Raw genomic sequence first — 13,862 nt, 5'->3', positions numbered from 1 at the left:
CAAACTGATGTTAAGTTTTCTGAAAAGTGTAATCGGAAAATTCATAATAAATCTTATCTTAAGTTAAATTAAACAGAGTTATATTTTATGAAAAGCATGGAAGACTCTTCAGTTGAAGAAATTGGTATTGAAGAAGTGGTTATTGAAGAGAAAAAAACTAGTCATTTTCGGGGAAATATTGATTTATTTGAAAATGGAGTCGTAAGCGGTTGGGGGCTTGATATCGAAGATAGTGCAACCCCATTATCTATTCATGTTGTTTGTAATGACAGAGTGATTGGTACAGGTGTTGCCAACAATTATCGTGTAGACCTTGAGAAAGCCGGGATTGGCTCAGGTAAACACGGTTTTCAGATCGATGTGGCGGATGATTGGGCTACTGATAAGCAAGAAGTAGGCCTGCTAATCATTGATGCAGAAACAGGCCAGCCTATCATTAACGAGGCAAAATTTTTTCCAATCAGTGGCGAGAGAATTTTTGCAGAAGTGTTGGGAGAGGAGCATGGGCATATTGTTATTCAGCTACAGTCTCGCGACCCTGTAGGAAAGAAAGAGGTTAATCTCTTTAATGAAGATAAGTTAATAAGTCATACGTTAATTGAAACAGATCAGAGTGCTTTTGAGGTGCGTTTGCCGATTCCTTTGAGCTTACAGGATGGCCAGCCCAAGCTTTATAAAATTGGTATGACAGGTGTTCCTTATCTTTTGGGGGCAGGGACTGTTAGTTGCCATGCTATACAGACGCCCTGGCAATATCTCAAAGAGAGCTTTAATAAACCCGGTTTTTTATCGATGCCCCAGCAGGCAGATAGCCGGTATGAATCTCTACACTTTCAACTTGAGGCAATGAGTGACGGCTCAAGTCAAAATACGGTTGAGAACCTGTTAACTACTCATAAAGTGGTGGTTGAGGGTTATGAAAAAAGAGATCGGTATCCCACATTCAGCCTGCCTGAATGTGATAACCCTTGTGTATCTATTATCGTTCCTGCCTACAATAAGTTTGAGCTGACCTATCACTGTATCGCTTCGATAGCACTTGCTTATAATAAAACCTCCTACGAGGTTATTCTGGCGGATGATTGCTCAACGGATAAAACATCTGAAGCGGAGGGGATTATCAAAAATCTGGTTATTTCCCGGAATCCAGAAAATTTACGTTTCCTTAAAAGCTGTAACCGGGCTAGTGAAAAGGCTCGGGGTGATTACATAATTTTCCTGAACAATGATACTGAAGTAACCTCTTTCTGGGTCGATGAACTTGTCAATAAAATGGAGCAGGATGCTACTATTGGCATGACAGGCTCGAAGTTACTGAACCTGGATGGTTCGCTACAAGAAGCTGGGGGCATTGTTTGGGAAAATGGTCAGCCATGGAATGTCGGACGTAACCAAAGTCCGCTGACACCTGAGTTTAATTATGCAAGAGAAGTGGATTACCTGACCGGTGCCGCAATGTGTATTCGCAACAGCGTATGGAAAGAAGTCGGCTTATTCAGCGAAGAGCTGGTGCCCTGTTATTACGAAGATACTGATCTGGCTTTTAAAGTCAGAGAGGCAGGCTATAAAACGGTCTATATACCTCACTCTGTCGTTGTCCACTTTGAAGGGCAAAGTCATGGTACCGATGTGACAAAGGGGTTGAAGCGTTATCAGGTAATAAATGAAAAGACGTTTCGCCAGAAATGGTTTAAAGCATATAGAAATAATGGATCACCAAGTTTAGATAATTTAAGAATTGAAAAAGACAGGAATGTCGACCAGCGTGTCCTTGTCATCGATTATGCATCTCCAATGCCTAATAAAGATGCAGGCAGTTATGCTGCTATTCAGGAGATGAAGCTGATTCAGTCGCTTGGTTTTAAAGTTACATTTGTGCCAGCTAATTTAGCGCATTTTGGTAAATATACAGATGAGCTGCAGCGAATGGGGATTGAGGTACTTTACGCTCCTTTTTACGTGAGTGTTAATCAGGTGCTTGAATCACGGCTGCATGAAATGGATGCGGTCTACATCACTCGCTATCATATAGCTAAGGACTTTATTTCTTACATCCGCGCAAATTCCAATGCGAAAATTATTTTTAATAATGCCGATTTACATTTTCTACGGGAGCTGCGTGCAGCATTAAAGGGAGAGAAAGATCAGTTGCTGCTAGAGAAGGCACTGACTACTCGTGAACAAGAGTTGTCGGTATGTCGTCAAGTCGATGCAATTCTTTGCTATAACGCAACAGAGCATGCTGTTATTACCAGTCATATTTTGGAAGCAGAAAAGCTACATATAACTCCATGGGTTCTTGAAACAAAGCCAAAGGGCCCTGAGTTTAGTAAGCGTAATGGAATTGCATTCTTGGGAGGTTTTAATCATACGCCTAATGGAGAGGCAGTAGAATATCTGGTTAATGATATTATGCCTTTGCTCGGTAAGCGACGCCCGGATATAACGCTTTATGTTTATGGTAGTAATATGCCTGAAGCTTATAAAGAGATGGAAGCCGAAAATATCAAAATGCTTGGTTTTGCTGAGTCTTTAGATGGTGTCTACCACAATCATCGTGTGTTTATTGCGCCGCTACTTTCCGGCGCGGGTATTAAAGGTAAAGTACTGGAGTCTATGGCATATGGTTTGCCTACGGTATTAACCGAAGTGGCTGCAGAGGGGACGGGGCTGACCCATGGGATCAGCACACTGATTGCCCAGGAGCCTCAGGAGTGGGTTGATGCAATTATCAGATTATATGACGACCAGGTTTTATGGAATAAATTTGCAGAAAACAGTCACACACTAGTGGCCGAAAAATATTCATTTGAGCATGGTAAAAAAGTGTTTAAAGATATTTTTTCTAGTGTTGGTATTTATTCAACTCAATGAGATTATGTAGATTGAAACTGTCCGGCTGTAGGAGGATTGTATGAGAACTGTTATTTTGCATTATCATCTTTTTAAAAATGCAGGCACATCATTAGATGCTGCTTTTAAAGAGAATTTCAGTGAAAAAGAAGGTGAATGGGTAACAAAAGAATTTCCGGCGCAACCTGCTGTAAATCGAGATCAGCTAAAGCAATGGATTATAGATAACCCGCAGGCTAAGTGTTTTTCTTCGCATACTGCTATTTTTCCGGTACCTGAGATCGAAGGAGTAAAGATAATTCCTGTTATCTTTATGCGTCACCCGATCGATAGAATTGCATCTGCATACTCTTTTGAAAAAAAGCAGGGTGGCGATGGTTTTGGCCCCGTGTTAGCTCGCAATACCACATTGAAAGGTTATATTGAAACACGGTTATCGCTTGTGAATGACCGTCAGTGTAGAAACTTTCACGCACACCGCTTAGCGACAATGTTTGGGGAGAAGGTGGGTGATGAAAGCTACAGAGCTCAGCAGGCAATAGAAACTCTTCCATTTGTTGGTGTTGTTGAACAGTATTCAGCTTCTTTAGAGAAGCTGGAGTCGCTATTAAAACTTAATGGATTTTATGATATTAAACTTCAACCTATAGAAAAGAATGTTTCAAGGGGAGTGAAGAAAAATCTAGACCAAAAAATTGTTGAAGTAAAAAAACAGTTGGGTGAAGAATTCTTTTCTAGGGTTGAACAAGAAAACCGGTTAGATTGTGATTTATGGAATAAACTGAATTAAATAAGTCTTAGGGCTGCCTAGGGAAGGTGAGAATAAGTCTAATAATTTAATTACTACCTTCCTATCTATGTGGTCTCTAGAGAGGTAAAAAGGATTTGTTGGTAGGTTCCCAAGCGCCCATAGGATAAGTGCTTCGTAAAAAAAGTAAATGGTGCTTGGTGTCAGTTTCCCATAGAGCAATAAGCCATATTACAGTGATATGAACGCCGTAAATTTATCGTCTAAGGTATGACTTAAAAAGTAAAATTACGGCGTCTTCTTTTAGAAACGGTAGTGAGTATCTGGTGTTTTGTTTGATTTTCTATAGAGGTATGGGGTAATTTAACAATTATACTAGGTCATTTATATCTAGTTTGCAGTTTGAAAGGAATTTCGAAACTTCTGTTTTGTTAAATTCTTTATTCGAATTGTCTATAATTCCTTGTTGACTATCCTTAGACATGGTTTCTTTTATTGAGGTTAGATCTTCTGGCTTTGAGGAAATAAGTTTGGGGTCTTTAATTAGTTTGTCATAGTTAATTATTTGTAGGTTTTTGATTGAGCTTTTTAATTTTTTTAAGCAGTTGTATCCTGTAGTGTAGGTATAGGTTAGTTCGCCTTCCTTCCAATTGAATTTTCCACTATAGCTTTTTGCCCAGTCTGATTTATTTCTATATAGAAATATATAATTAGCATCTTTAAAATTTGATATATAATCCTCAATAAACCTATTTGTTTGACTTCTGAATTTAAATGATATCTTGCGATTATTCGTAGGGTTGAAATTCTGGAATATATAAACTGATGTATTTATGACATCTTTGTCGCCGGTTTGGGTAAAAACATCGCATTCTGAAATATCGAAAAATCCAATCGAAGATAGTAGTTTTGAAACTAAGGTTGATCCACATCTTCCTATTGAGAATATAAAAGTAATCTTCTCTTGATTAATTTTTCCAGATATGGATTGAGTAGGGATGTCGCAAAGAATTATTGCATTATCTCTTTGTTCTGAGTACAAAAAGGGAGCTTTATATGCGGACTCATCGGTGTCTACCAGATAAAGCCTACTATCTTCATAACTGAAAGGTTTAAAACGATGAAAGTTGATTTCCTGCAGTTTTGTAAGGCTCCTGACTCCAAGATTAAAATCTTTGTAAGATGCTAATTTTGTTGATTTCTTATCGATTTTTTTTGAGAGTATTGGCGTTAGGCCTACGGAGTTAGTCAGGCCGAGCTTGGTTCTAAGTTCATCAGACCTCCGAATAAGCATTTGACCTCCCGGCCGGAAGTTTTTTGCTAATTCAAACGCAGATAATGAAAAATCTAAGCTTTCCATCATGTTGCTGTTTGCTAAGTCTCTTAGTTTGTCTATCTTATTTCCGTTAAATAGCTTTCCTACTATTTTCTCATATAGGCTTTCATTAAAGTTGTTTCGTTGTAATATTTTATATGATACCTCCGCAAAACTTCCATCGGATACCGCTGCTGTTAATTTTAAAGACTCTTTTTCAAATATACTGTCATAATCGCTGAAGACTGGATGATATATTCCGCCTTTTTTTATGTGTGAAATATGCTTTCTTGTGAGATTGAAATCACCGTTTTTTGTTATTTTTATATCACTGCATTTATAGCCATTATTTGCAAGGAATGAGCAAACAAAGGACTCATCGTTAGGCATGTTTTTATTGTCTATGTTTCCTTTTTTTATTAATTCTAATCGCTCTCTATATAAGTCTTTTATAGCGCTTCCTGTTAATCTAACGAGAGGGAATAATCCGCCGTAAATCTCCTGCTTTGGATAGTGGTTTTTATAAATGCCATGCCAGTCCCATTTTTCAGTCCTTGGTCCGAAATTATGTATCATTAGGTCTGAGTTATTGTCGTCGGATTCGATTATTAATTTATTTAAGGACTCATTGTCTATATAAACATCAGACTCTATTAGCCAGTAATAGTCGTAATCTGGGTGTTCATCATAAACACGGTAGAAACAATAGTCACCGCATTTCCATCCTAGTCTTCTGTCATCTATTTGGAGTTTTTTTTCTCTTCTGAATTTAGGAAGAGATAAATGATTTTGGAGGTCGTCTTGATCTTGGTCTATTAAGTAAAAGATACTTTTTTCTGGTATTCTTGTCTTTAAAGTATTGAATATATTTATCTCGGCTTCCCCGACATCAATACATCTTATTATAAAGCAGTAATTCTTCATATAATATTCTTTTGGGAGTTTTGGGCTTATGGGGTAATGGATTCTATAAGTGAAAGTGAACTTGTGCTATAAAAAATATGATATGGCGTGTTTTGGTGATAAGTAACTCCAATAGTTTTAATATGGCTTAGCCTATGCTGTTTTGTTGCCTTTTGTGATGTACATAGCTTGGAATCTATTCTTGATATAAACGTAGCGACTGTCAATATCTCTAGGGAAGTTGCGAATAAGTCCCTCCTCTTGAGACAATCTGCGATGCAACCTTCTCAGAGATAAGCCATGGATCATGAGCTCACTTTCGCCGACAGCGAGTTCAGTCAGAAGCGTAGAAAACCCGTAAAGAGATCTTTCTCGGACGCATGAATAAACTCATCCCCTGGAAGCGTCTGGAGGGGATCATTAAACCGCATTACCCATACCCACTCAAGGAAGTGAACCAGTGGCTGACAGAAGTAGGCGTTCTGCTAAAAGAAGGTACGCTGGTTGATGCAATGATTATTGAAGCTCCGACTTCAACAAAGAACAAAGCAGGTGAGGTGATCCAGAAATGCATCAAATCAAAAAGGCAATGAATGGCATTTTGGACTGAAAGCCCATATCGGTGTTGATGCCCGTATGGGCATCACTCATAGCTTCACCACGACAGCAGCCAATGAGCATGATCTTAATCAAGCAGGTAATCACTTGTGCGGAGACGAAGGTTTTATTTTTGCTGATGCGGGATGCCGAGGTGCAGAAAAGCGTTCAGAGCTACAGGAGGTTGACGCTGGTTGGTACATTGCAGAGCGGCCAGGAAAGGTTCGTGAGCTCAAGAAGTACCTAGAATCAATAAGCTGAAAGTTCGGACTGAGTATCTTAAGGCTGGCGTTCGAGTAAACGTTGAACATCCATTTCGAATCATTAAATACCCGTTTGGTTTTGTAAAAGCGGGTTATCGGGTTTGGTGAAAAATGATAGTAAATTGGCCATGTTATTCACACTTGCCAACATCGCACGAGTCGATCAGATGCTGAAAGCTTAGGGTAAGTCCGTCTGCATTCAGTGAAATCATGATGCAGACGGTTAGATAAGAGGCCTGTTTGGCTGTATTTTTCTCACTTTCTCTGGGGCCAGTGAACTAAGCAAAGCTTGGACACTTAATCGCAGATTCCTTAGGAGAAACCAGTTTTGTCTGTGGATGCAGATATTGTGAGCTGTTTTAGCGTTGTTGCTCTGAGACATGTAAGTTTGCTGGATAATATTGTATGATCTTGGCCTGTAAATTTTGTTATGGATAGCAGATCGATGAAGCTGAATACCGCCCGAATAGTTAACTCTGTAGTTGTCTTGTTTTTGATGACTTTTTTATCCGCATGTACCCCCCAGGCAATGCAGAAGGCCAGTTCAGGGGATTCTTTTCAGATGGCTATCGACAATAATGTTCTACCACAGGACGTGAGCCAGGTCCTCACGGATAATTCTCAGGATCTTTCCCTTGCCATTCCAACGGGGATGTACCAGGGGAAAAATCTTATGGCTAATGCTACCTATTTTGCTGCCAGCGGGCGTTCCTGCCGCAGGGTGGTGATCAGTGATAATCTGTCCCAGCGGAACTATCTCGCCTGTACTGTTGATGACACCCAGTGGGAACTGATTCCGGTAACGATCTGATAGCAGATTTTATCACCGCTCTGATAATCCTTCGTGACAATGTTAAATGGAATTCATCTATGAATTTGTACAGCATCAATAAGAGTAGAAACGTTATTTGTAAAGGTTTTGTGGCAGGCCTGACTCTGTTGTTCTGCAGTTTTGCCAATGGGGCTATCGAAAGTGCAGGTGATCTTGATCCTGCAGTGCAGCAGTTGATGAGTGGCGGAGGGGGTATTGACGCTCAGCAGGTGCAACAAAATATCGACTGGAAATCGGGTACTTATGGGCAGTTGGACTCAAAAGGCCCTGCCGGTACAGAAGCTATCCGGCCCTTTGGCAGTCAGTTGTTTGATGGCGGCTTCAGTGGTTTAAGGTCAGATGGACTTAATTCAGACTACAAAGTCACTCCGGGAGATCAGGTTGTTTTACGTATCTGGGGTGCGATCGAGATGGAACGAGTACTGCCGGTGGACGCCCGGGGAAATGTCTTTATTCCTACTATTGGCCCGGTCAGGGTGCAGGGGCTGAGCCATAAAGATCTTGATACCCGTATTCGAGGGGCTGTCCGGGCGATCTACCCGGAGAATGTTAATGTGTATACCCAGGTTCAGGGCGTCCAGCCAGTGGGTGTCTTTGTCACAGGTTTTGTCTCTCGTCCGGGCCGTTATGCGGGCACACCCAATGATTCCGCTATCTACTTTCTAAATCAGGCGGGTGGTATCGATGATCTGATGGGGACATACCGTGCGATTAAAGTGATCCGGAACGGTAAAACAATCGAAACCATTGATCTGTACGATTTCTTATTAAACGGTCAGATGGTGCGACCTCAGTTTCGTGACGGTGACACTCTGGTGGTAGGCGAACGCCAGGCCTCGGTGGTGGTTACCGGTGACGTCGAGCGGTCATATCGATATGAGCTGACAAAGAACGAGATGACCGGAGCTGCACTCACTAAACTTACCCATATGAAAGCGGGGGTCTCTCATGTGCTGTTACGGGGTGATCGTAGTAGTGGACCGCTAACCGGTTACCTTACACTGGCTGACTTCAGACAGCAGCCACTGCAAAATGGCGACGAAGTCATTTTAAGTATCGATAAGCGTTATGACACCATTGTCGTTGAGATTGAAGGCAGTTTTTATGGCCCGTCCCGTTACTCTCTGCCGCGGAATATAATGTTGCAGGACTTTCTTGATTCAATAGCGGTGCCGAAGGGGATTACCGATACCACCAGTATCTCCATGCGTCGAGAAAGTGTTGCCCAACGGCAAAAAGAGTCTTTAGATGAAAGCCTGAGACGTTTAGAAGCAACCTATCTTGGCGCATCTTCGGCCACCTCACAGGAAGCCAGTATCCGTGTGCAGGAAGCCGAGCTTATTACCAAATTTATTGCCCGGGCTTCCAAAGCAGAGCCCAGCGGTCGCCTGGTTGTGGCCTCTAATGATCATATAGCCAATATCCGCTTACAGGATGGTGATGTGATTACTATTCCTGAAAAGTCCGACTCTCTGCTGATCAGTGGCGAGGTTCTGGTACCTCAGTCTGTGGTATTTGAATCTGGGAAAAGTGTTGCTGATTATATCAATGGCGCAGGTGGCTTTAGTTCTCATGCTGATAAGTCAAAGATTCTCATTGTGCGTCAGAATGGTGAAGTCCGTGATGCTGGGGATGTTGCACTGAAAGCCGGAGATGAGATTCTGGTGTTGCCAGAAGTGCCAACCAAAAATCTGCAACTGGCAACCAGTATCTCTCAGATCGTTTATCAGATTGCGGTGGCCACCAAAGTGGTGACGGGCCTGTAAAATGCTGATGTTTAACTTAACTGTCAGCTTGGAAATGGGGTGTGAACCCATGGAAGAAGGCTGTTTAGATGCTTAGCCCACGAACATCCTGGCAGGTAACCAAAGCGGTTTGGTACGCTTTGTTTATGCGGGAAGCATTGTCCCGCACCACCGGTGACCGCTTTGCCTGGTTCTGGATGCTGGTTGAGCCGATCGCAATGATCGTTGTGATGCTTTCTTTAAGGGGGATGATCGCAGGTGGTCGTCATATAGCTGGAGCGGAATTTATCCCCTGGATGCTGGTCGGGCTGATGGGCTTTTACCTGTTCAGGGAGAACCTGCAATGCTCATTAGGAGCGATGCAAGGCTATAAGGGGTTATTTGCATACCGTCAGGTTAAGTCGACTGATCCTGTGTTTGTACGCTGCTTTCTTGAAGGGATGTTGAAGACATTTATCCTCGTTTTATTTATCTTTGCCGGGGTTTTGCTGGATATTGATCTGATTGCGGATGACCCGCTGTTTGCGCTATTTTGCTGGTTTTCGCTGTGGTGTTTAGGGGTAGGCGCCGCATTAACGTTTTCTGCTGTCTCCGAGTTAGTTCCGGAAGCTGGTAAAATAGTGCGAATTACTTCGATGCCGCTTTTGATTCTTTCCGGTGTGATCTTTCCGCTTAACTATTTGCCCTTTTGGGTTCAGGAGTACCTGCTGTGGAACCCCATCGTTCACGGTCTAGAGTTGCTGCGTATGGCTTTTTTCGAAAATTATCGTCATGTTGCGGGGGTTGATATGGGGTATCTGTGGCTCTGGAACTTTTGCCTGATCGCCTTTGGGCTGATGCTGCATATGCGCTTTGAACCGAGACTGAAGGCACAATGATCAGTATCAGGGGACTTTATAAACGGTACCATAAACATCATGGCGGTGACTGGGTTCTTAAAGATGTGAATCTGGATATACCTAAGGGTGTCAGTGTGGGGCTGATCGGCAGGAATGGTGCCGGAAAATCAACGCTGCTCCGGTTAATTGGTGGAATGGACACTGCGGATAAAGGTGAAATTATTCGTGATTGCAGTGTTTCCTGGCCCATCGGTTTAACCGGAGGCTTTCAGGGCTCGATGACCGGCCGGCAAAATGTCAAATTTGTTGCCCGCATCCATGGGGGAGAAAAGCATCTAGCTGAAATTCTCAATAAAGTGGAAAGCTTCGCAGAGATCGGCAAAGCGTTTGACGAGCCGGTTAAAACCTATTCATCAGGGATGAGGGCGCGTTTGGCATTCGGGCTGTCATTGGCGTTTGACTTCGATGTTTACCTTTCTGATGAAGCTACCTCGGTGGGTGATCAGGTTTTCCGCCAGAAGGCAGCTAAGGCGTTTGAAGACAAAGTGGGTAAAGCCAGCCTGATTATTGTGTCTCACGGTGAAGGAATCCTAAAACAGCTATGTCAAGCGGGCATACTGATCGATAAAGGCAATGTAACCTGGTTTGATGATATTAATGACGCTCTGGAAGAGTATCACACCAACAATAGTCAGCCGAAGGCTTCGCCCGACATGGGCAAATAGTTTTATTTTTATAGCAAACGCAACATGTATGTTTGGGATGAATGGTTAATGAAACAACTTTTAATGAAAAACCCGGTATGGGTGGTGTGTGGGGTTTTCATTGCACTGTCTGCTTTTTATTGGGGGCTCCTGGCCAGTGACCGCTATGTTTCTGAAGCCAATGTGGTTCTTGAGAGCCCTCAGATAACTATACCTACAATGGATGTATCTTCACTATTTGGCGGCTCTACCGGGGAAAGTGGCGATATGCTGTTGCTCAGGGATTATCTCTTATCCGTTGATATGCTGCGTGATATAGATCAGTTAGTAGGGTTTCGTAAGCATTATTCTGATTCAGGTATCGACTTTATTTCTGGGCTTAGCAGTGCTGATGTGCCAATCGAAGATCTGCATGAGTACTATCTCAAGCGGGTTTCTGTCGAGTTAGATGATTATGCTAATGTTCTGCGCATAAAGGTAGAAGCTTTCAGCCCCTCGATGGCGAATGAAATTGCCAGCTTATTGCTTCAAGAGGGCGAAAAGCATATGAACCTGCTGGGCAAGCGGCTTGCTGAGGAGCAGGTACGGTTTTTGGAAGAACAGGTTGCGATGCTCAAAGACAACTTTAATGTTGCCCGTAATGAGCTGCTGGATTATCAGAATAAAAATGGACTGATCTCTCCAACCGGAACGGTTGAAAGCATCAGTGCGGTAGTGGCAACACTGGAGGGGAAGCTATCTAACCTGCAGGCGGAAAAAACTATGCTGAAAAGTTATCAGAGCAGCAGCTCGCCTGCCATGGTTAAAATAGATAATGAGATAAAAGCGGTGCGGCATCAAATTGATCAGGAAAAAAACAGAATGGCACAGCAGTCAGGCAATGCGCTGAATACAGTCACTGCTGAATACCAGACGCTTGAGCTGAAGGTGAAGTTTGCACTGGACAGTTATTCCGGGGCGTTGGCCGCACTACAAAGCACCCGTATTGAAGCTGCCCGCAAACTCAAGCAGGTGTCTGTGCTGCAAAGCCCGACATATCCGGAATACCCGCTGGAACCGCAGAGGTTGCATAACATTGCTATGTATACGATTGTGGCGCTGTTTTTGGGGTTAATTATGCAGATGTTGTTGCTGATCATAAAAGATCATCGGGATTAATCAGCTGTTTATATAATCTTCGTTAAGATAAATACTACGAAGCGGTATGTGAGAATTAAAGGTATAGCTATGAGTAAGACGTTTTTAGTGACCGGAGGGGCAGGATTTATTGGCTCAGCTGTAGTCAGGGAGTTAATTCTCAATACAGAGCACAGGGTTGTGAATGTCGATAAACTGACCTATGCAGGGAATACTCAGTCACTTGCAACGGTATCGGATAGCGAACGTTATTCTTTTGTGCATCAGGATATCTGTAATCGTGATGCGATGGAAAAGATATTTGACGATTTTCAGCCAGATATCGTGATGCATCTGGCTGCAGAAAGCCACGTAGACCGCTCAATTGATGGCCCTGGTGAATTCATACAGACAAATGTTGTGGGCACTTACACACTGCTGGAAGCTGCTCGCAAGTATTTTCAGCAACTGAAAGCGCAGAATGGCGAAAAAGCGTCGCGATTTCGTTTTCACCATATATCAACAGATGAAGTCTATGGTGATCTACACGATGCAGATGATCTGTTCACAGAAACGACGCCTTATGCCCCAAGTTCACCCTATTCTGCCAGTAAAGCCAGTTCAGACCACCTGGTCAGGGCGTGGCAGCGGACTTACGGATTGCCGACTCTGGTAACCAACTGTTCCAATAACTACGGGCCTTATCATTTTCCTGAAAAGCTGATCCCTCTGATGATTCTGAATGCCCTGGCTGGAAAAGCGTTACCGGTGTATGGTGATGGTAAGCAGGTGCGTGACTGGCTGTATGTTGAAGACCATGCCCGGGCTCTGATTAAGGTCGCTCAAGAGGGGCAGATAGCAGAAACATACAATATTGGTGGTCATAATGAAAAACAGAATATTGATGTTGTCTATACCTTATGTGACCTGCTTGATGAACTAAGGCCTGCGCAATCTAATAAAGAACTAACAGTGGAGAGTTATCGGGATCTGATCACTTATGTATCAGACCGGCCTGGACATGATCTGCGTTATGCCATTGATGCCACTAAAATTGAACAGGATTTGGGCTGGATACCTCAGGAAACATTTGAAACGGGCATGAGGAAAACGGTGGAGTGGTATCTCAGTAACCAGAATTGGTGGCAATCAGTGCTGGATGGTAGTTATCAGGGAGAGCGTCTGGGGTCACTATGAACATACTGGTTACGGGTGGTAGTGGTCAGGTAGGCTTTGAACTGCAGCGTAGTTTGGCGGTCTTTGGGTGTGTCGATGCGCCCGATAGGCAGAGCCTGAACCTTGAGGACCTGGATCAGGTGTCTGCATACCTTGAGGAAGCAAAGCCCGAGCTTATCGTCAATGCTGCAGCCTGGACCGCGGTCGATAAAGCGGAAACGGAGCAGGATAGCGCCCACATCGTTAATGCGGACCTGCCCGCTGTGCTGGCGAGTTATGCTGCCAGGAATAATATCTGGCTGTTTCACTACTCATCGGATTATGTTTATCCTGGCAATGGGACGACACCCTGGACTGAAACCGATAATACTGCCCCGTTATCTGTGTATGGCAAAACCAAGTTGCAGGGCGATGACAATATCGCCGCATCTGGCTGTCATTATATGATTTTCAGAACTAGCTGGGTTTACAGTGCCCGGGGCAACAACTTTATGAAAACGATGCTCAGGCTTGGCGCAGAGCGGGAGAAGCTGAGTATCGTTAATGATCAGTGGGGCGTGCCTACGCCTGCGCGACTGATAGCAGAGATCACCGCGCTGGCTGTTAGTCGCTCACAGCAGATGGCTTCACACGATTCAGGTATTTATCATCTGGCTCCATCCGGTGAAACCAATTGGTGCAGGTTTGCTGAATCTATCTTTGCATTAGCGCGGGAGGAGGGCTTTAAACTCAAAGTGGCGCAAGTGACAGGGATACCCACATCAGACTACC

The 13,862-nt window shown here is 43.4% G+C and carries 10 protein-coding genes and 1 pseudogene; 10 read left to right on the top strand and 1 reads right to left on the bottom strand.

What is annotated here, in order from left to right:
* The first annotated feature begins 87 nt into the window (after positions 1-87).
* The gene (locus ACQY8X_RS04270) at positions 88-2,874 is read left to right on the top strand and encodes a glycosyltransferase (protein WP_428033904.1); all 2,787 of its coding nucleotides are present in this window, start codon (positions 88-90) and stop codon (positions 2,872-2,874) included.
* A gap of 40 nt (positions 2,875-2,914) precedes the next feature.
* Positions 2,915-3,643: a sulfotransferase family 2 domain-containing protein gene (locus tag ACQY8X_RS04265; RefSeq protein WP_428033903.1), complete on the top strand. Its 729-nt coding sequence runs from the start codon at positions 2,915-2,917 to the stop codon at positions 3,641-3,643.
* A 328-nt stretch (positions 3,644-3,971) separates the two neighbouring features.
* On the opposite strand, the gene ACQY8X_RS04260 is transcribed toward ACQY8X_RS04265, so the two are convergent.
* A complete protein-coding gene (locus ACQY8X_RS04260; protein WP_428033902.1) occupies positions 3,972-5,840 on the bottom strand; it encodes a hypothetical protein in 1,869 nt (622 codons plus the stop codon).
* A gap of 279 nt (positions 5,841-6,119) precedes the next feature.
* On the opposite strand from ACQY8X_RS04260, the pseudogene ACQY8X_RS04255 reads away from it, so the two are divergent.
* The 8 genes and pseudogenes from ACQY8X_RS04255 to rfbD form a co-directional block, all read left to right on the top strand.
* Positions 6,120-6,861: pseudogene (locus ACQY8X_RS04255) on the top strand (IS5 family transposase).
* A gap of 380 nt (positions 6,862-7,241) precedes the next feature.
* Entirely contained in the window at positions 7,242-7,490 is a 249-nt protein-coding gene (locus ACQY8X_RS04250) for a DVU3141 family protein (protein ID WP_428033901.1), read from the top strand.
* Positions 7,491-7,549: 59 nt separating this feature from the next.
* Positions 7,550-9,277, top strand: coding sequence for a polysaccharide biosynthesis/export family protein (locus ACQY8X_RS04245; protein WP_428033900.1), 1,728 nt, complete (start codon positions 7,550-7,552; stop codon positions 9,275-9,277).
* Positions 9,278-9,345: 68 nt separating this feature from the next.
* Positions 9,346-10,134 carry an ABC transporter permease gene (locus tag ACQY8X_RS04240; protein ID WP_428033899.1) on the top strand — a complete coding sequence of 263 codons (789 nt, stop codon included), beginning with the start codon at positions 9,346-9,348 and terminating at the stop codon, positions 10,132-10,134.
* Entirely contained in the window at positions 10,131-10,820 is a 690-nt protein-coding gene (locus ACQY8X_RS04235) for an ABC transporter ATP-binding protein (protein ID WP_428033898.1), read from the top strand. Before ACQY8X_RS04240 ends, ACQY8X_RS04235 begins: the two co-directional genes overlap by 4 nt.
* A gap of 48 nt (positions 10,821-10,868) precedes the next feature.
* Positions 10,869-11,957 carry a chain-length determining protein gene (locus ACQY8X_RS04230; protein WP_428033897.1) on the top strand — a complete coding sequence of 363 codons (1,089 nt, stop codon included), beginning with the start codon at positions 10,869-10,871 and terminating at the stop codon, positions 11,955-11,957.
* Between the two features lie 69 nt (positions 11,958-12,026).
* The gene (gene rfbB, locus ACQY8X_RS04225; RefSeq protein WP_428033896.1) at positions 12,027-13,112 is read left to right on the top strand and encodes a dTDP-glucose 4,6-dehydratase; all 1,086 of its coding nucleotides are present in this window, start codon (positions 12,027-12,029) and stop codon (positions 13,110-13,112) included.
* A partial coding sequence (rfbD, locus tag ACQY8X_RS04220) for a dTDP-4-dehydrorhamnose reductase (RefSeq protein ID WP_428033895.1) occupies positions 13,109-13,862 on the top strand: 754 nt, incomplete at its 3' end. The genes rfbB and rfbD, both read left to right, overlap by 4 nt.

The organism is Amphritea sp. (assembly GCF_050300915.1).
Lineage (GTDB): Bacteria > Pseudomonadota > Gammaproteobacteria > Pseudomonadales > Balneatricaceae > Amphritea.
The sequence above is the reverse complement of the archived record's forward strand: the minus strand, read 5'-3'. Positions and strand labels throughout refer to the sequence as shown.